Here is a 17,406-nt window from a genome sequence, read left to right as displayed (position 1 = left end):
AAGCACTGGGCAGGCGCGGTTCTTGCTGGCTATGCTGACCATCCAGCTACAGGGAGGTCATACCCATGGGCATTACGGCAGACAGTGGCGGCGTGCGTTCGGTGGAGCGCGCACTGGCCATTGTCGACCTGCTGGGCGAGCACCAGGCGCTGGGCCTGGAAGAACTGCATTACCTTACCGGCCTGCCCAAGGCCACGGCCTCGCGCATGCTGGCCACCTTGCAGGAGCAGGGCTGGGTCTACCGTGGCCTCAGCGACCGGCGTTATCGCCTGTGCGCGCGGCGGCTGTTCGGTGACCGGCAGATGCGCTTCAAGCGGCGCCTGGTGGAAAGTGCTGCACCAATGCTGCTGGACCTGAGCGAGCGCACCGGGCTGGTGGTGGACCTGTCGTGTTTCGACGGCGAGCGGCTGGAGGTGATGGAAAGCGCCATCCCTCAGGTATTGCGCAAGCGGTACCCGCATACCTGCCAGATCGTCGGGCACCATGCCAGCCTGTTTCACTCGGCGATGGGGCGGGCCTGCCTGGGTGAACTGGCGGTCGATGAAGTGCAGCGCCTGGCGGCCCATGAGCGGCTGCGCGATGACACGGTGCTGCGCAACATCGAAGAAGACGCGCACAAGGGCTTTGGCCAGCGGACCGAAGGGTACTGGGAGTACCCGGTGCGCTTGCCATTCCTGATCCGCGCCATTGCGTTGCCGGTGCATGCCGAAGGGCGCCTGGCCGGGAGCATTGCCTTGCACTGGCCGCTGGATCAGGCGCCGGTGGAGCGGGTAATGAATCTGCACCTGAGCAGCCTGACGACCACAGTGGGCGAGGTGCAGCGGGCCTTGGCAATCTAGTGCTGACCTGTGCCGGCCTCCCACAGAATGAATGCAGACTCCAGGCTTTGCGCTGACCCTGTGGGAGCGGGTTTACCCGCGAAAGGGCCGGTGCAGGTGACCACAAAAGCCTGACGGTATTACTGGCCCTCGCGAAACCCGCTAGGGCTCACCCCCGCATGCTTGCGAAAGAACCGGCTGAAATACCCCACATCGGCAAACCCCAGCTCATGGGCGATCTCTTTCACACTCAGGCTCGAATGCCCCAGCATGCGCTTGGCCTCCAGTACCAACCGGGCGTTAATCACGTTCATGGGCGTCATGCCCAGGTGCTCCTGACACAACCGCCCCAGCGTAGCCAGTGTCATGCCGAGCTCGGCGGCGTAGTCCGCCAGTGGCCAGTGCGCGCGGTAATGCATGTCCACCAATTCACGCAATGCGGTCAGCTGCTGGCTGCGCCTTGACACTGGGCGCTGCTCACCGTGGGGCATGTGCGGTTCATGGCGCAGCACCTGGATCAGCAACGTCAGCAACAGCGCCATGCTGCTGGCCACATGCTCACGGGCGCGGTTGTGGTACTCCTCGCGCAAGGCCATGCACAGCGGCAGCAACGGGTCTTCGTCGGCTGCCCACGACGGCAGGGCGATCACCTGGGGTTTGCGCACCTGCACCAGCAGGTGGGGTGCCAGCACCTGGGCAATGCTTTCCAGCGGGTGCTGGGCGGCGGTGATCACCAGGCCCTCGACCTGGCCAGCCCAATGGAAACCATGCACCACTTGTGCCGGTACATAGACCACGCAGGGTGCCTGCACCTGGAGCCGGTCACTGTCGAACAGCACTTCACCGCCGCCGCTTTGCAGGTACAGCAGCTGCAGCAAGCCTTCATGACGGTGCGCGGCAATTTCCCAGTTGTGTGCGCCAGAGCGCTGGGAGATCTGCTCCACATGCAGGGCTTCGTGCCACACCGGTTGCGCGGTTTCACCGTACAGGGCGTAGTTGGGGATCTTGTTCATGATGTTGTAATTGTTCTGTTCGGTACCTGGCTACTGTGCCACAGCTGCCTGCAGGCTTCAGGCGGCAGGGCGAAAATTGTCGGGAATGTGGGGCTGGTTGCAGGTTTTGTCCATTCTGCCGGTGTGCCTGCCGGCCCTAGGCTGTGACCCAGATGAAGCGACACTCTGGAGAGCAGCATGCACAACAACAAGATCCCCTCTCAATGGCTGGGCCTGGACTCGGCCGTCTGCGTGGTCACCGGTGCCGCCGGTGGGATTGGCGCGGCGCTGGCCGGCGCCCTGGTCGGGCAGCACGCCCATGTGGTCCTGCTGGACCGTGACCTGGACAAATGCCGTGAACTGGCTGCCACCTTGGGTGAACACAGCGTCGGTGAGGTCAGCGCCCTGGGCTGCGACATCGCCGACCCGGCCAGCGTGGAGCAGGCCGCTGCCCAGGTTCAGGCGCTGCATGGGCGCTGCGATGTATTGGTCAACAATGCCAGCGTGCTGCGCCCCGGTGCGCTGGACGGGCTGAGCCTGGAGCACTGGAACCAGGTGCTGGCGGTCAACCTCACGGGCTACCTGTTGTGTGCCCAGGCCTTCGGCCGTTCGATGTTGGCCCGGGGCCAGGGCCGTATCGTGCACGTGGCCTCGATCGCCGCCCATTACCCGCAACCCAACAGCGGTGCCTACAGTGCGGCCAAGGCCGGGGTCAGCATGCTGTCGCGCCAGATTGCCGTGGAATGGGGGCCGCGTGGTGTGCGCAGCAATGCCGTCTGCCCGGGGTTGATCCGCACACCCTTGTCCGCAGCGTTTTATGCCGACCCGCAGATCGAACGCCAGCGCAGCGCCATGACCGCCAACCAGCGCATTGGTGAACCACAGGATATCGCCGAAGCCGTGCTGTTCCTGGCCAGCCAGCGCGCCGACTATATCAACGGCGCAGAGCTGACCGTGGATGGCGGGCTCGAAAGCATGCCCATGGCGCTGATCCCGCGCCCAGGCTTTGAGGGGGCACGCGCATGACCACACGTAGCTGCGATGTGCTGGTTATCGGTGCGGGTGCGGGTGGCCTGGCGACCGCGATTACTGCAAAGAAGCATGGCCTTGACGTGATCGTCATCGAAAAGGACGACTGCTTTGGCGGTACCACGGCGTTTTCCGGCGGTGTGTTGTGGGTGCCCGGCAACAGGCACGGCGTCAACGACAGCCCTGAGGCGGCCATGACTTACCTGCGCAACGAAACCGGTGCGTGCTTTGAGGCGGCCGGGGTTGAGGCTTTCTTGCGTTACGGGCCGCAGATGGTGGACTTTTTCGAGCAGGAAACCGCCGTGAAGTTCGTCCCCACGCTGTACCCCGACTATCACCCTCAAGTCGAGGGTGGCGTCGATGTGGGCCGCTCGATACTGGCCGCACCTTACGACATCCGCGGCCTGGGGCCGGACATGGCACGCCTGCGCCCGCCGCTGAAAACCATCACCTTCATCGGCATGATGTTCAACTCGTCGAATGCCGACCTCAAGCACTTCTTCAACGTTACCCGCTCGTTGACTTCGTTCGTGTATGTGGCCAGGCGCATGCTCACCCACCTGAAGGAGCTGGCCCTGTATCGCCGCGGTACCCAGGTTACCAGCGGCAATGCCTTGGCGGCGCGGCTGGTGCGCTCGGCATTGGACCTGGGCATCCCGATCCTCACCGGCACCCCGGCGCGGCAGCTGCTGCGCGACGGTGGGCGGGTGGTGGGCGCACTGGCCGGGCAAGGCGACAGCGAACTGCGCATCCAGGCACGGCGCGGGGTGGTGCTGGCCTGTGGTGGGTTCTCCCATGACCTGCAACGGTTGCGCCAGGCCTACCCGCATGTGCGCCGTGGTGGTGAGCATTTTTCACCGGTGCCAGCGGGTAATACCGGCGATGGCGCTCGCATGGCCGAGGCGTTGGGGGCAAAGGTTGATATCCGCCTGCAAGCGCCGGCGGCCTGGATGCCCGTGTCGAAGGTGCCGGTAGGTGCCGGGCGATACATCGCCTTTCCGCATCTGCTGGACCGCTACAAGCCAGGTGTGATCGGGGTGCTGCGCTCTGGTCGGCGTTTCACCAACGAGTCCAACTCCTACCACGACGTGGGCGCAGCGCTGATCGAGGCTTGCGCCGGGCAGGCGGAAACCGCCATGTGGCTGGTGTGCGACCGTCGCACCCTGGCCAAGTACGGCCTGGGCTTTGCCAAGCCTGCACCGATGCCGCTGGGGCCATTGCTGCGTAACGGCTACCTGCTCAAGGGCAAGACCCTCGCCGAGCTGGCCGGCAAGGCTGGTATGGATGCACAAGGGCTGGAGCGGACCGTGCGCGAGTACAACCTTGGCGCAGCACAGGGCGAGGACCGCCAGTATGGCCGCGGCAGCACCAGCTTCAACCGCTACCTGGCCGACCCGCAGCAACAGCCCAACCCCTGCGTGGCGCCAGTGGGCGAGGGGCCGTACTTTGCCGTGAAGGTCATCATGGGTGATCTGGGCACCTTCGACGGGCTGCGCACCAGCGTGGTCGGTGAAGTGCTGGCAGCTGATGGGCAGGCCATCGAAGGGCTGTATGCGGTGGGCAACGACCGCGCCAGCATCATGGGCGGCAACTACCCCGGTGCCGGCATTACCCTGGGGCCGATCATGACCTTTGGCTACATCACCGGGCGCCACCTGGCAGGTGTCGAGCAGGGGCTGGCGGCGGCGGGCAATGCGCGGGAGGTGGCGTGATGGACAAGGCTGTGGTCGATCACCGCATCTATACCATTCGCCCGCGCTGCATGGCGGCCTTTCTCGAAGCCTTCGACCAGTTGGCGATGCCAATCCTGCTGCGCCACCTCGGCGCACCGCTGGCGTTCTACACCAGTAGCATCGGGCCGCTGAACCAGGTGGTGCACCTGTGGGGCTATGACAGCCTCGAGGACTTTGAAAAGCGCAGCGCGGCGCGGGATGCCGACCCGGACTTTGCCGCGTATCTGCATGCCACCCGTGACCTGGTGGTGGCGCAGGAAACACGGATCATCAGGCCTGTGTATCTGCGCAGCCTCGACAGGCAGTGATGTTGCCTGTGCTGGCCCAATCGCCGGCAAGCCGGCTCCCACAGGTGGAGTGCTGTTCTCAGTAGCCATGATTCCCCTGTGGGAGCTGGCTTGCCGGCGATTGGGCCGCAACGCGGCCCCGAAACACCGTCATAAAAACAACAACAGGTGATACCCATGAACAACACACTCGACGTGCGCCAACTGATCGACCAGCAACCCATCGGCCGCTACCAGAAATGGGTAGTGTTCCTCGGCTTCCTGATCATCGCCCTGGACGGCCTGGACGTGGCCATCATCGGCTTCATTGCCCCGCAGCTGAAAAGCGACTGGGGCCTGGATGCGCAAAGCCTGGGCCCGGTATTGAGCGCTGCGCTGATAGGCCTGGCCCTTGGCGCGCTGATTGCCGGCCCCCTGGCTGACCGCTACGGGCGCAAGGCAGTATTGCTGTGCAGCGTGCTGCTGTTCGGCATCTGGACCCTGGCCTCGGCCTTTTCCCCAAACCTGGAAACCCTGGTCGCGCTGCGGTTTCTTACCGGCCTGGGCCTGGGTGCTGCCATGCCCAATGCCAGCACCCTGGTCAGCGAATACGCCCCGGCGCGCAGCCGCTCGCTGCTGATCACCCTGGCGTTCTGCGGGTTCTCCCTGGGGGCAGCGATGGGTGGTTTCGTCAGCGCCTGGATGATACCCAACCTGGGTTGGCGCAGTGTGCTGGTGCTGGGCGGGGTGTTGCCGCTGCTGGTCCTGCCGCTGCTGTACTGGCGCCTGCCAGAGTCGGTCACCTTCCTGGTCAGCAAGGGCGCAGATCGCCAGCGCATTCTGGCGATTGTCCGCCGCCTGGCCCCTGAACATGTCAATGCTGACAGTACCTTCGTCATGCCCGCCAAACCCCAGGGTACTGGCGGTGCGATTGGTACTATCCTCTCGCCGCGCTATCGCTTTGGTACCTGCATGCTCTGGGCCGGCTACGTGCTGGCGCTGTTCCTGGTCTATCTGTTCAGCGGCTGGCTGCCGACACTGGTGAAGGAGGGCGGGGGTTTTTCGGTGTCTGAAGCCGCCATTGTCACGGCCTGTTTCCAGATTGGCGGCCCGGTAGGGGCGATTTCGGTAGGCTGGGCCATGGACCGTTGTCAGCCGCAGCGTGTACTGGTGCTGACTTTTCTGTTCAGCGGCGCGGCCATCTTCACCATTGGCCAAGTGGTGGGTGATTTCGCCTGGTTGTGCGCTATTGCCTGGGCTGTGGGCTTTGGCTTGAATGGTGCGAGCGTTGGCATGAATGCATTGGCGGCGGCTTTCTACCCGACCCACGCGCGGGCGACCGGGGCCAGCTGGATGAGTGGCATCGGGCGCATTGGCGCGGTGCTCAGTGCGTTTGCGGGGGCTCAGATGCTGGCGTTAGGCTGGAGTTTTGGCCAAGTGTTCGCTTCGCTGCTGCTGCCTGCCGGGCTGGCGGCATTGGCGGTAGGGTTGCAGGGGCGCAATGCTGCGTTACGGGTTAGCGCTCAAGGCTGTACATCCGGCACTCCGCCAGCAGCGCCAGCAGGTTCGGCTCCCGCTCCCTAGCCTTCAGAAACACCACGCCAATATGTTGCTGCAAGCGGTATTGCGGCTTCAAGGCAATCAGCCTGACGCGGTTTTCGTACACCGCCGCAATGCGTCCGGGCAGCAAGGCAAAGCCCACACCCGAGCTGACCATGCTCAGCAGCGTGAAGATATCGTTCACCTGCATGGCTACCTTGGGCTCGAAGCCGGCCTGCTGGAATACCCGCGCGCCATCGCGGTGGGTGGCGAAGCCCTGGGTCAGGGTGATGAAGGTGGAGTCGGCGAGGTCGGCCAGGTCCACCTCGGGCTGTTCGGCGAAGGGCGAGTCGGTGGGGACAGCAAGGAAGATGTCGTCGGAGAACAGCGGCAGCTGCTCGCAGGCCGGGTCGCTGACGCTTTCGTCGAGTGACACCAGGATGGCTTCCAGTTCGTGGTTTTTCAGGCGCTGCAGCAAGTCGACGTTGGAGCCCAGGGTAAGGTCGATGTTCAGCTCGCTGCGGCGCAGCTTCAGGCCCATGACCAGTTTGGGCACGGTCTTCACCGTCAATGAGTAGAGCGCACCCAGGCGGAAGCGCTCAGCGTAGAAGCCCGCGGCCTCTCGGGTCTGGCGCACCATCTGCTCGGCGTCCTGGATCAGCTGCCGGGCTTTCTTTTCCAATACGTAGGCACTTTCCAGCGGGATCAGCTGGCGGCCTTCGTGCTTGAACAACGGGCAGCGCAGGGCGCTTTCCAGCGAGTGGATGGCGCGGTGCACGCTGACGGCACTGGTAGACAACTCGACCGCCGCGCGGCCGAGGTTGCCGGTGCGCATGAAGGCAAGAAAGGTTTCCAGCTTTTTGAGGGTCAGTTCTTCGTCGATGAGCATGGGCTGGCCTGGGTGCGAACAATAGCAGGGGCATGCAGGTTGGATTGAAGTGTTGGGGCCGCTGCGCATCCCGTCGCCGGCAAGCCAGCTCCCACAGGAAAAGCACGGTCGGGGTGGGAGCCGGCTTGCCGGCGATGGGGCGCGAAGCGGCCCCGAATGGTCATTGCATGGACTCGATCAACGCCCACAACGCCGGGTCATTGAAATCATTCACTACCAGCTTGGCACCCGCCTCCAGCAACCGCTCCGGCGTCTGTGTCGTGGCCACGCCCACGGTAAATATCCCCGCACCACTGGCGGCCGCCACCCCCGGCAGTGAATCCTCGAAGGCCAGCGCCTGCCCGGCCTCGGCGCCCAGCCGCCGCAGGCCGGTGAGGTAGGGCAGCGGGTCTGGCTTGGGCCGCGCCAGTTCCTCGGCCACCAGCACATGCTCGAACTGCTGGCCAAGGCCCATGGCGTTCAGCATGTGTTCGGCGTTCAGCCGCGGTGCGTTGGTTACCACGCACATGCCGATGTCGTGGGCCTTGGCATGCTCCAGCAGGCGCAACAGGCCTGGCATCGGGTCAAGAGACGGTGACAGGTCGCGAAACAGCGCCTCCTTGCGGTCGGCCAGCGCCCGGCACTGTTCGACGCTCGCACCGCTGAACAGCTCGGCGAACAGCTCGCCGTTGGCGCGGCCGCTGACCTGGGCATCGAACTGGGCCTGGCTCAGCTCACGGCCGCCCTGTTCACGCAGCAGTTGCCGGAAGGCCTGCAGGTGCAGGGTGTCGGTGTCGGTGAGGGTTCCGTCGAGGTCGAATAGCAGGGCGGTCAGCATGGGGTATCCAGATCAAGAAAACACAAGCCAGGGGATGATAACCAAAGCTGACGACGAAGGGGGCTGTTCAGCGTGCTCCGAAAAGAGTACAAATGTGCTCCATGGACAATCTTACCCCCAAACGCCGCGCCATTTTCGAATTCATCCGCGAGCGCATTGCCGATCTAGGACAGCCACCGAGCCTGGCCGATATCGCCACGCGCTTCGGTTTTGCTTCGCGCAGCGTTGCGCGCAAGCACATCACCGCCTTGTGCCAGGCCGGTTATATCGATGTCACGCCGAACCAGGCGCGGGGCATTCGCCTGGCCGAACCGCTGCGTCGGCCAGAAATCCTCGAAGTGCCGGTGCTTGGCCAGGTGGCGGCTGGCGCCCCCATCGGCCCGGACCTCGATATCCACGAACAGCTGCTGATCGACCCCAGCCTGTTCCGCCGCACCCCTGACTACCTGCTTAAAGTGCGTGGCGATTCGATGGTCGACGACGGCATCTTCGACGGTGACCTGGTCGGCATCCTGCAACAGGCCGACGCCCGCGATGGCCAGATCGTGGTGGCGCGCCTGGACGGCGAAGTGACCATCAAGCGCCTGCAACGCCTGGACAGCGGTTACCGGCTGTTGCCACGCAACCCAGCCTATGCACCCATCGATGTCACGCCCGACCAGGCGTTTTTCATCGAAGGCGTGTTCTGCGGCTTGCTGAGGCGTGACTGATGGGCGCGGTGGTCGACCTCGACAGGCTGCTGGACCAGCGCCGTGTATGGCGCGGCCGGCAGGCCCAGGCCCGGCCACTCGGTTTACAGCCGACCGGCCATGCTGCCCTTGACGAGCGCCTGCCTGAAGGCGGCTGGCCGGCGGCGGCACTTAGCGAGTTGCTGCTGGCCAGCCCCGGTTGCGGCGAATTGCAACTGCTGTGGCCCACATTGGCCCGGCTGAGTGCAGAAGGCAGCCGGGTGGTGCTGGTGGCGCCGCCCTTCATTCCTTATGCGCCGGCCTGGCAGGCAGCGGGCGTCGACTTGCGCTGGCTGGTGCAGGTGGACGCCGCCCCTGCCGATGCCCTGTGGGCCGCCGAGCAGTGCCTGCGCTCGGGCAGTTGCGCGGCGGTGCTGTGCTGGCCTGAACGTGCCGATGATCGGGCCTTGCGGCGTTTGCAGGTGGCCGCGGAAACCGGCCAGGCGCTGGCATTCGCTTGCCGGCCGCATCAGGCAGCTCACAACCCATCGCCAGCAGCGCTGCGCATTGCCGTCGACACCCGTCCCGCGCAGTGGCGTGTGCTGAAAAGCCGGGGCGGCATGCCGCCGGCGCTGCCCATCGCCTGCCCGGGGCGGGGCTGATGCACCATGCTCTGGGCCTGCATTCTGCTCCCGCAGCTGGCGCTGGACACGGTCCTGCGTGAGCGTGACGACCCCGACACTCCCTTGGTGCTGCTTGGCGGGCCTACCCAGCGACGGGTATTGCAAGCGGTCAGCCCGGCAGCGGCCGCACTCGGGTTGCGGGCAGGGCAGACTCTTACAGCGGCACGTGCCTTGGCGGAGGGTTTCACCTGCGTCGAAGCCGATCCCAGGCGTATCGAGCAGGTGCAGCAATTGCTGGCGGCCTGGGCCTATCGCTTCAGTGCCCAGGTCAGCCTGCATTACCCGCGGGCGTTGCTCCTGGAAGTAGGCTCCAGCCTGCAACTGTTCGGCCCTTGGCCCTTGTTCGAGGCACGTCTGCGTCAGGAGCTGGCAGATTTGGGCCTGCGCCAACGCATCGTTTTGGCCAGCAACCCGGTAGCGGCGCGCATGCTTGCCAATGGTCATGATGGCTTGGCCGTGGGCGATGCCGACGCCACCCGTGCGGCACTGCTAGGCATGCCCATCGGCCGTATCGGCCTGCCGGCAGACGCCGCCGAAGCGTTCGCCCGCATGGGCCTGCGTCAACTGGGCCAGGTACTGTCCTTGCCGCGCGATACATTGGCCAGGCGCTTTCCAGCCCAGGTGCAGTTGCACCTCGACCAGTTGCTTGGCCTGCGTAAACCGGGGCTGGACTTCTACCAGCCACCGGACCGCTTCGAAACCCGACTGGAGCTCAACTTCGACGTCGAGTCGCACCAGGCGCTGTTGTTCCCGCTGCGGCGCATGCTCAACGACCTTGCCGCATTCCTTGGCGGGCGCGACTGTGGCGTGCAGCGCTTTTGCCTGCACCTGGAACATGCCGAAGGGCCGGACACCCTGCTCAAGGTGGGCCTGCTGGCGGCCGAACGCGATGCCGCCATGCTGTTCGAACTGGCCCGTGGGCGCCTGGAGCCGCTGCGCATCCCCGCACCCGTGCGCAACCTGCGGCTGGTTGCCGAGGACCTGCCACCCTTTGTCCCGCAACACCAGGCGTTATTCGACCCACGTGCGCAGCAGGCACAACCCTGGGAACAGTTGCGCGAGCGGCTGCGCGCGCGCCTGGGGGATGAGGCCGTCAAGGGCCTGAGCGCGGCAGCCGATCATCGCCCCGAATGCGCATGGCAACTGGCAGAGCAAGGCGCCCAAGGCAGCATGCCGGTTGCCCCGGGCACTCGCCCGGGCTGGCTGCTGCCAGCCCCGATGGCGCTGGACGCCACCCGCTATCAGGTACAGGGCCAGGCCGAACGCATCGAGTCGGGCTGGTGGGATGGCGGCGACGTGCGCCGCGACTACTACCGCATCGAAACCCCTGATGGCCTGCGCGGCTGGGCCTACCGCGACCTGGGCCAGGCCGGCCCGCTGTGGCTGCAGGGCTGGTTCGCATGAACACGCCGGGTTATGCCGAGCTGCATTGCCTGTCCAACTTCAGCTTCCAGCGCGGGGCGTCGAGCGCTGACGAGCTGTTCCGGCGCGCGCATGAGCAGGGCTACCAGGCCCTGGCGATCACTGACGAATGCACCCTGGCTGGCATTGTTCGGGCCTGGCAGGCTGCCAAAGAGCACCAACTGCGGCTGATCGTGGGCAGCGAGGTGCTTCTGCAGGGCGGCCCCAAGCTGGTGCTGCTGGTAGAGAACCTTGCCGGTTACCAGAGTTTGTGCGCGCTGATCACGCGGGCCCGCCGGCGGGCGCACAAGGGCGAGTACCAGCTGTTTCGCGACGACCTGCAACAACACCATCAAGGCCTGCTGGCGCTATGGGTGGCCGATGACTGCGCCGACACTGCCACGGGTGAGTGGTTACGCAGTGTGTTCGGCGAACGCCTGTGGCTGGCCGTGCACCTGCACCGGGGCAGTGACGATGCCCTGCGCCTGCAAGGCTTGCGAGGCCTGGCGGCTGAAGTGGGTATCCGCGCCGTGGCTTGTGGCGATGTGCACATGCATGTGCGCGGTCGCCGTGCCTTGCAGGACTGCATGACCGCCATCCGCCAGCACTGCCAGGTCGCCGAGGCCGGGCGCTTTCTGTTTGCCAATGGCGAGCGGCACCTGCGCAGCCAGGCACAGTTGGGCGAACTCTATCCTGCCGACCTGCTGGCCGAGACCCTGGCCATTGCCGAGCGCTGCCAATTTGACCTGAGCGAGTTGAAATACCAGTACCCGCGCGAACTGGTGCCCCAGGGCCATACCCCGGCAAGCTGGTTGCGTGAACTGTGCGAGCAAGGCTTGCCGCTACGCTGGCCAGGCGGGCCGAGTGACAAGGTGCGTGAGGTGCTGGCCACGGAGTTGGCGCTGATCGAAGAACTGGGTTACGAAAGTTACTTCCTGACCGTGCACGACATCGTCGCCTTCGCCCGCCGTGAGCGCATTCTGTGCCAAGGCCGCGGTTCGGCGGCCAACTCGGTGGTGTGTTTCGTGCTGGGCATTACCGAGCTCGACCCCATGCAGCATCGCCTGCTGTTCGAGCGCTTCCTGTCGCGTGAACGCAACGAGCCGCCTGATATTGACGTGGACTTCGAGCACGACCGGCGCGAAGAAGTGATCCAGTATGTGTTTCGCCGCTATGGCCGACACCGTGCGGCGCTGACGGCGGTGGTCAACACCTACCACGCCGCGGGTGCGGTGCGCGATGTGGCGCGGGTATTGGGTTTGCCGGTGGACCAGGTGGATGCCCTGGCCAAGTGCTGTGGTCGCTGGAGCGACCGCATTCCCGATGACCAGCGCCTGGCCGAGGCCGGCTTTGAGGCCGGCAGCCCTTCACTGCGGCGGGTGCTGGTGCTGGCTGGCGAGCTGATCGGCTTCCCCCGGCACCTGTCGCAGCACCCGGGCGGCTTTGTCATCTCCCAGCAGCCACTCGACCAGCTGGTGCCGGTGGAAAATGCCGCGATGGCGGAGCGCACTGTGATCCAGTGGGACAAGGACGACCTGGACATGGTCGGCCTGCTCAAGGTCGACGTGCTGGCGCTGGGCATGCTCAGTGCCTTGCGCCGCTGCTTCGACCTGCTGCAACGCCATCGCGGCCAACAACTGACCCTGGCCACCATCCCCGGCGAAGACCCGGCCACCTACGCGATGATCAGCCGCGCCGAGACCATGGGAGTGTTCCAGATCGAGTCGCGGGCGCAGATGGCCATGCTGCCCCGGCTGCGGCCCAACACGTTCTATGACCTGGTCATCGAGGTGGCGATTGTCCGCCCCGGGCCGATCCAGGGTGACATGGTGCACCCGTACCTGCGCCGGCGCCTGAAGCAGGAGCCCGTCACCTACCCATCGCCGCAGCTCAAGGAAGTCTTCGAGCGTACCTTGGGCGTGCCGCTGTTCCAGGAGCAGGTGATGGAGCTGGCCATGGTTGCTGCCGATTACACGCCGGGCGAGGCCGACCAGCTACGTCGCAACATGGCGGCCTGGAAGCGCCACGGTGGCCTGGAACCGCACCGTGAGCGGCTGGTGCAAGGCATGCTGCGCAATGGTTACGACCTGGCGTTTGCCGAGCGCATCTTCGAGCAGATCAAGGGTTTTGGCAGCTATGGCTTCCCGGAATCGCACGCGGCCAGCTTTGCCTTGCTGTGTTATGCCAGCAGCTGGCTGAAGTGCCATGAGCCGGCGATTTTCACTTGCGCGCTGGTCAACAGCTGGCCCATGGGCTTCTACAGCCCTGACCAGTTGCTGCAAGACGCCCGGCGCCAGGGTATCGAGGTGCGCCCGGTTGATGTCTGCCACAGCGAGTGGGACTGCACCCTCGAGCCTGATGCTGAAGGCACATTGGCTATTCGCATGGGCTTGCGCCTGGTGCGCGGTTTGGCCGAGGCCGATGCCAGGCGCCTGGAGCAGGCGAGGGCGCAACGGCCATGGCGCGATGTCGAAGACCTGTGCCTGCGTGCCGGGCTCGACGCACGGGCCCGAGCCCGGCTGGCCGATGGCGGGGCGCTGCGAGCCTTGGCCAGCGATCGTCACCAGGCACGCTGGCAGGTGGCGGCGGTGCAGCCGCAGCTGCCGCTGTTCGCTGATGTGCAAGCGGTGCCTGAAACGCCAGTGGACTTGCCTGTGCCCACCGTAGGTGAAGACCTGATGGCCGATTACCAGGCCCTGGGTACCACCCTGGGGCCGCATCCGCTGGCCCTGTTGCGCGCCCGCCTGAGGGCGCTGGGGTGTCGCAGTTCGAGTGAGCTGCAAGGTGTCGAGCATGGCGACACCATTGCCGTGGCCGGCCTGGTAGTAGGCCGCCAACGACCCCAGACCGCCAGCGGAGTGACCTTTGTTACCCTGGAAGACGAGCACGGGATGGTCAACGTGGTGGTGTGGCGGGACATTGCCGAACGGCAGCGGCGGGCGTTGGTGGGGTCGCAGCTGCTCAAGGTCAGTGGGCGGCTGGAGCAGGAGAACGGCGTGCGGCACCTGATTGCCCGGCGGCTGGAGGATGTGACCCCGTTGCTGCAAGGGCTTGATGTTCGCAGCCGGGATTTTCACTAACCCCCGGCCCTACCAAAAACCGTGATTCTCGCGTATCCCTTGTGGGAGCGGGTTCACCCGCGAACACGGGCGAAGCCCGTGCCATCCACCGTGTTGCCTTCTTCGCGGGTAAACCCGCTCCCACAGGGCCGCGCACGCTTTCAGATTGGCAAGATTAAAACGATTCACGGCTCGCCGGTTACACCATCGCCAACCGCTGCTTGCGCGTCGGTGCCGGGAACGCCCGGTCGATGGCCCGAAGGTCCTCGCTGTTCAAGGTCAGCGAACCTGCAGCTGCATTCAGCCGCACATGCTCGGGCGCCACGGCCTTGGGGATGGCGATCACTCCGTCACTACGGGTCACCCAGGCCAGGCTGACCTGTGCCGGCGTGGCGCCATGGCGCTCGGCAATTTCTGCCAGCACTGGGTGCTGCAGCAAGTGCCCGGCCTGGGCCAGCGGGCAGTAGGCCATGGTCGGCAACGCACGCTTTTCACACCATGGCAGCAAGTCGAATTCGATGCCTCGCTGAGCCGGGTTGTACAGCACCTGGTTGGTGGCGCAGTCCGGGTTGTGCAGTTCGCGCAGGTCGTCGAGGTCGAAATTGGACACGCCCCAGCGCTTGATCTTGCCTTGCTCGCGCAAACGCTCGAAGGCTTCGACGGTTTCTTCCAGCGGGTGCTGGCCACGCCAATGCAGCAGGTACAGGTCGATGCAGTCGGTACCCAGGCGGGCGAGGCTGCGCTCGCAGGCGGCCGCCATGCCGCGCTGGCTGGCATTGTGCGGGTACACCTTGCTGACCAGAAACACCTGGTCGCGGCGCCCGGCAATGGCTTGGCCAACCACTTCTTCCGCGCCGCCTTCGGCATACATCTCGGCGGTGTCGATCAGGGTCAGGCCCAACTCGATACCCTGTTGCAGGGCCGCCACTTCGGCAGCCTTGCGGCCGGGGTCCTCACCCATGTACCAAGTGCCCTGGCCGATGGCCGGAACGCTCGAACCTGCCAGTTTCACGTAACGCATGTCACCTCCGGGATGCGGGTATTGGAAAGCACAACCTCAAGCAGCGCTTGCGCCGCAGTGGAAAGCTTGTGTTCGCTGAGGGCAATCACGCCGATGCGCCGCTCGACCGTGGGCTCCACCAAGGTGATGCAGCGGGCGCCGAGCTCCTGCATCTGGTTGATGCAAAGCGCCGGTACGGCACTGACCCCCAGGCCGCTGGCGACCATGCGGCCGATGGTTGCCAACTGGTGGCTCTCGAAAGCCACGGCCAGTTTGCCGTGGTGGGCGGCCACATTCTGCTCCATCAGCAGGCGCACCGCCGAAGGGCGTTGCAGGGCCACGAAGTCTTCGGCCATCAGCTGTGCCCAGCTGACCTGGGGCAGCAACGCCAGGGGCGAGTCGGCCGGTACCACCGCTACGAAGCGGTCCAGGTACAACGGGTGGAAATCCAGCCCGTCGATGTTTTCTGGCTCGAAGCCGATGCCCAGTTCGACGCGGCGATGGCGTACCAGTTCCAGCACCTGCTCGTTGATCACGTCATGCACCGTGACGTTGACCTTGGGGTAGCGCTGGCGAAATACCTTGAGCGAGTGGGGCAGGAGGTTGCCGGCAAAGGCCGGCATGGCCGCCACCGACACCCGGCCCAGTTGCAGGGTGAAACGTTGGCGCAGCATCTCTTCCGTGTCGTCCCAGTCTGCCAGCAGGCGCCGTGCCAGCGGCAGCAACACTTCGCCCTCGGCGGTGAGGCTGACGCTGCGCGTGGTGCGGCTGAGCAGGGCGCCGCCGAGGTTTTCTTCCAGGGCCTTGATGGTCAGGCTCAGGGCGGGTTGCGAGATATGCAGGTGTTCACCGGCCTGGGCAAAGCTCTGGTACTTGGCCACGGCGACAAAGGCGCGCAGTTGCTTGACGTTCATGACAGGCCTATGGTTTGTTTTGTAAAAATTATCAATCGATGACGAAAACAAAATTAACAAATCAGTCGCGTGCGGTGAAGATGTCTGCACACGCTCACCGACAGCCTCGTCGGTTCTACAACTACAAAAGGCGGATCAGCATGGCCGGACTGGACAAGCGCGTTGCAACCTACGAACAGGCCCTTGAAGGCCTGACCGACAACATGACAGTACTGGCCGGCGGTTTCGGCCTGTGCGGCATCCCGGAAAACCTCATCAGCGAAATCAAGCGACGCGGCGTCAAGGGCTTGACCGTAGTATCGAACAACTGCGGCGTCGACGGCTTCGGCCTGGGCGTATTGCTGGAAGACCGGCAGATTCGCAAGATGATCGCCTCCTATGTGGGTGAAAACGCCGAGTTCGAACGCCAACTGCTCAGCGGTGAGCTGGACGTGGAGCTGACCCCACAGGGCACCCTGGCCGAGAAGATGCGCGCCGGCGGTGCGGGAATCCCGGCGTTCTACACCGCCACCGGCTACGGCACCCCGGTCGCCGAGGGCAAGGAAGTGCGCGAGTTCAACGGCCGCAAGTACATCCTCGAAGAAGCCATCACCGGTGACTTCGCCATCGTCAAGGGCTGGAAGGCCGACCACTACGGCAATGTGGTGTACCGCAATACCGCGCAAAACTTCAACCCGCTGGCGGCCACCGCCGGCAAGATCACCGTGGTCGAAGTGGAAGAGATCGTCGAACCCGGCGTGCTGTTGCCCAGCGAAATTCACACCCCGGGTATCTACGTGGACCGTGTCATCGTCGGCACCTTCGAAAAGCGTATCGAAAAGCGCACCGTCAAGGCCTGAGCGCCCTCCATCAGAACAACAAAGAGACCCTGACCATGGCACTGACCCGCGAACAGATGGCGCAACGCGTCGCCCGTGAACTGAAGGACGGCTACTACGTCAACCTGGGTATCGGCATTCCGACCCTGGTGGCCAACTACGTACCCGCCGATATGGATGTGATGCTGCAATCGGAAAACGGCCTGCTCGGCATGGGCGAGTTCCCTACCGAAAGCACCCTCGATGCCGACATGATCAACGCCGGCAAGCAAACCGTCACCGCCCGCCGCGGCGCTTCGATCTTCGATTCGGCACAATCGTTCGCCATGATCCGTGGTGGCCATGTCGACCTCACCGTACTGGGCGCTTTCGAGGTGGACGTGCAAGGCAACATCGCCTCATGGATGATCCCGGGCAAGCTGGTCAAGGGCATGGGCGGTGCCATGGACCTGGTAGCCGGCGCCGAGAACATCATCGTCACCATGACCCATGCTTCAAAGGACGGTGAGTCCAAGCTGCTACCACAATGCAGCCTGCCGCTGACCGGTGCCGGGTGCATCCGCAAGGTACTCACCGACCTGGCCTACCTGGAAATCGAAGACGGCGCCTTCATCCTGCGCGAAACCGCGCCGGGGGTAAGCGTTGAAGAGATCATCGCGAAAACCGCCGGCAAGCTGATCGTGCCGGATGATGTGAAGGAAATGACCTTCTAGTTACCCGCAACACACCGCCCCCTGTAGGAGCGGCCTTGTGTCGCGAAAGGGCTGCAAAGCAGCCCCG

The 17,406-nt window shown here is 64.8% G+C and carries 16 protein-coding genes; 11 read left to right on the top strand and 5 right to left on the bottom strand.

Annotation, left to right across the window (positions count from 1 at the left end; translation table 11 throughout):
* The first annotated feature begins 65 nt into the window (after window positions 1–65).
* On the top strand, window positions 66–839 hold the full coding sequence (locus N805_RS08610; protein ID WP_019473544.1) for an IclR family transcriptional regulator: 774 nt from the start codon (window positions 66–68) through the stop codon (window positions 837–839).
* A gap of 119 nt (window positions 840–958) precedes the next feature.
* Here N805_RS08610 and N805_RS08605 read toward each other — a convergent pair whose 3' ends face one another.
* Window positions 959–1,831 (bottom strand): helix-turn-helix domain-containing protein, encoded by an 873-nt coding sequence (locus tag N805_RS08605; protein ID WP_019473545.1) that lies wholly within the window; start codon window positions 1,829–1,831, stop codon window positions 959–961.
* A 177-nt stretch (window positions 1,832–2,008) separates the two neighbouring features.
* On the opposite strand from N805_RS08605, the gene N805_RS08600 reads away from it, so the two are divergent.
* From N805_RS08600 to N805_RS08585, 4 genes are all read left to right on the top strand, one after another.
* Window positions 2,009–2,836 (top strand): SDR family NAD(P)-dependent oxidoreductase, encoded by an 828-nt coding sequence (locus N805_RS08600; RefSeq protein ID WP_019473546.1) that lies wholly within the window; start codon window positions 2,009–2,011, stop codon window positions 2,834–2,836.
* Window positions 2,833–4,551 (top strand): FAD-dependent oxidoreductase, encoded by a 1,719-nt coding sequence (locus tag N805_RS08595; protein ID WP_019473547.1) that lies wholly within the window; start codon window positions 2,833–2,835, stop codon window positions 4,549–4,551. The genes N805_RS08600 and N805_RS08595 overlap by 4 nt, the downstream gene beginning before the upstream one ends.
* Window positions 4,551–4,880: an NIPSNAP family protein gene (locus tag N805_RS08590; RefSeq protein WP_019473548.1), complete on the top strand. Its 330-nt coding sequence runs from the start codon at window positions 4,551–4,553 to the stop codon at window positions 4,878–4,880. Before N805_RS08595 ends, N805_RS08590 begins: the two co-directional genes overlap by 1 nt.
* 156 nt (window positions 4,881–5,036) lie before the next feature.
* Window positions 5,037–6,422, top strand: coding sequence for an MFS transporter (locus tag N805_RS08585; protein WP_019473549.1), 1,386 nt, complete (start codon window positions 5,037–5,039; stop codon window positions 6,420–6,422).
* Here N805_RS08585 and N805_RS08580 read toward each other — a convergent pair.
* Entirely contained in the window at window positions 6,355–7,266 is a 912-nt protein-coding gene (locus N805_RS08580) for a LysR substrate-binding domain-containing protein (protein WP_019473550.1), read from the bottom strand. The two genes, N805_RS08585 and N805_RS08580, sit on opposite strands and share 68 nt — an antisense overlap.
* Window positions 7,267–7,426: 160 nt before the next feature.
* Complete coding sequence (locus N805_RS08575; RefSeq protein ID WP_028613928.1) at window positions 7,427–8,083, bottom strand: HAD family hydrolase; 657 nt, start codon at window positions 8,081–8,083, stop codon at window positions 7,427–7,429.
* Window positions 8,084–8,175: 92 nt separating this feature from the next.
* Between N805_RS08575 and lexA the strand changes: the two genes are divergently transcribed.
* From lexA to N805_RS08555, 4 genes are read left to right on the top strand one after another with little or no spacing between them, the layout of a single operon-like run.
* Window positions 8,176–8,793 (top strand): transcriptional repressor LexA, encoded by a 618-nt coding sequence (lexA, locus tag N805_RS08570; protein WP_028613929.1) that lies wholly within the window; start codon window positions 8,176–8,178, stop codon window positions 8,791–8,793.
* A complete protein-coding gene (imuA, locus tag N805_RS08565; RefSeq protein WP_028613930.1) occupies window positions 8,793–9,413 on the top strand; it encodes a translesion DNA synthesis-associated protein ImuA in 621 nt (206 codons plus the stop codon). Before lexA ends, imuA begins: the two co-directional genes overlap by 1 nt.
* Before the next feature lie 6 nt (window positions 9,414–9,419).
* Window positions 9,420–10,838, top strand: coding sequence for a Y-family DNA polymerase (locus N805_RS08560; protein WP_028613931.1), 1,419 nt, complete (start codon window positions 9,420–9,422; stop codon window positions 10,836–10,838).
* Window positions 10,835–13,915 carry an error-prone DNA polymerase gene (locus tag N805_RS08555; protein ID WP_028613932.1) on the top strand — a complete coding sequence of 1,027 codons (3,081 nt, stop codon included), beginning with the start codon at window positions 10,835–10,837 and terminating at the stop codon, window positions 13,913–13,915. The genes N805_RS08560 and N805_RS08555 overlap by 4 nt, the downstream gene beginning before the upstream one ends.
* Window positions 13,916–14,093: 178 nt before the next feature.
* On the opposite strand, the gene N805_RS08550 is transcribed toward N805_RS08555, so the two are convergent.
* Both N805_RS08550 and N805_RS08545 read right to left on the bottom strand, forming a co-directional pair.
* A complete protein-coding gene (locus N805_RS08550) occupies window positions 14,094–14,915 on the bottom strand; it encodes an aldo/keto reductase (RefSeq protein WP_028613933.1) in 822 nt (273 codons plus the stop codon).
* Window positions 14,903–15,808 carry a LysR family transcriptional regulator gene (locus tag N805_RS08545; RefSeq protein ID WP_028613934.1) on the bottom strand — a complete coding sequence of 302 codons (906 nt, stop codon included), beginning with the start codon at window positions 15,806–15,808 and terminating at the stop codon, window positions 14,903–14,905. Before N805_RS08545 ends, N805_RS08550 begins: the two co-directional genes overlap by 13 nt.
* 140 nt (window positions 15,809–15,948) lie before the next feature.
* On the opposite strand from N805_RS08545, the gene N805_RS08540 reads away from it, so the two are divergent.
* Window positions 15,949–16,647, top strand: coding sequence for a CoA transferase subunit A (locus N805_RS08540; protein ID WP_028613935.1), 699 nt, complete (start codon window positions 15,949–15,951; stop codon window positions 16,645–16,647).
* 35 nt (window positions 16,648–16,682) lie between these two features.
* Complete coding sequence (locus tag N805_RS08535) at window positions 16,683–17,339, top strand: CoA transferase subunit B (RefSeq protein ID WP_028613936.1); 657 nt, start codon at window positions 16,683–16,685, stop codon at window positions 17,337–17,339.
* The last annotated feature ends 67 nt before the right edge of the window (window positions 17,340–17,406 follow it).

Origin of the sequence: Pseudomonas putida S13.1.2 (genome assembly GCF_000498395.2) — a bacterium.
Classification (GTDB): domain Bacteria; phylum Pseudomonadota; class Gammaproteobacteria; order Pseudomonadales; family Pseudomonadaceae; genus Aquipseudomonas; species Aquipseudomonas putida_Q.
This window is presented reverse-complemented; position numbering and strand designations above follow the sequence as displayed.

Excerpts from the sequence above, each read along its gene's own strand:
- N805_RS08610 (WP_019473544.1), top strand. The coding sequence starts at position 66 with ATGGGCATTACGGCAGACAGTGGCGGCGTGCGTTCGGTGGAGCGCGCA.
- N805_RS08605 (WP_019473545.1), bottom strand. The coding sequence starts at position 1,831 with ATGAACAAGATCCCCAACTACGCCCTGTACGGTGAAACCGCGCAACCG.
- N805_RS08600 (WP_019473546.1), top strand. The coding sequence starts at position 2,009 with ATGCACAACAACAAGATCCCCTCTCAATGGCTGGGCCTGGACTCGGCC.
- N805_RS08595 (WP_019473547.1), top strand. The coding sequence starts at position 2,833 with ATGACCACACGTAGCTGCGATGTGCTGGTTATCGGTGCGGGTGCGGGT.
- N805_RS08590 (WP_019473548.1), top strand. The coding sequence starts at position 4,551 with ATGGACAAGGCTGTGGTCGATCACCGCATCTATACCATTCGCCCGCGC.
- N805_RS08585 (WP_019473549.1), top strand. The coding sequence starts at position 5,037 with ATGAACAACACACTCGACGTGCGCCAACTGATCGACCAGCAACCCATC.
- N805_RS08580 (WP_019473550.1), bottom strand. The coding sequence starts at position 7,266 with ATGCTCATCGACGAAGAACTGACCCTCAAAAAGCTGGAAACCTTTCTT.
- N805_RS08575 (WP_028613928.1), bottom strand. The coding sequence starts at position 8,083 with ATGCTGACCGCCCTGCTATTCGACCTCGACGGAACCCTCACCGACACC.
- lexA (WP_028613929.1), top strand. The coding sequence starts at position 8,176 with ATGTGCTCCATGGACAATCTTACCCCCAAACGCCGCGCCATTTTCGAA.
- imuA (WP_028613930.1), top strand. The coding sequence starts at position 8,793 with ATGGGCGCGGTGGTCGACCTCGACAGGCTGCTGGACCAGCGCCGTGTA.
- N805_RS08560 (WP_028613931.1), top strand. The coding sequence starts at position 9,420 with ATGCTCTGGGCCTGCATTCTGCTCCCGCAGCTGGCGCTGGACACGGTC.
- N805_RS08555 (WP_028613932.1), top strand. The coding sequence starts at position 10,835 with ATGAACACGCCGGGTTATGCCGAGCTGCATTGCCTGTCCAACTTCAGC.
- N805_RS08550 (WP_028613933.1), bottom strand. The coding sequence starts at position 14,915 with ATGCGTTACGTGAAACTGGCAGGTTCGAGCGTTCCGGCCATCGGCCAG.
- N805_RS08545 (WP_028613934.1), bottom strand. The coding sequence starts at position 15,808 with ATGAACGTCAAGCAACTGCGCGCCTTTGTCGCCGTGGCCAAGTACCAG.
- N805_RS08540 (WP_028613935.1), top strand. The coding sequence starts at position 15,949 with ATGGCCGGACTGGACAAGCGCGTTGCAACCTACGAACAGGCCCTTGAA.
- N805_RS08535 (WP_028613936.1), top strand. The coding sequence starts at position 16,683 with ATGGCACTGACCCGCGAACAGATGGCGCAACGCGTCGCCCGTGAACTG.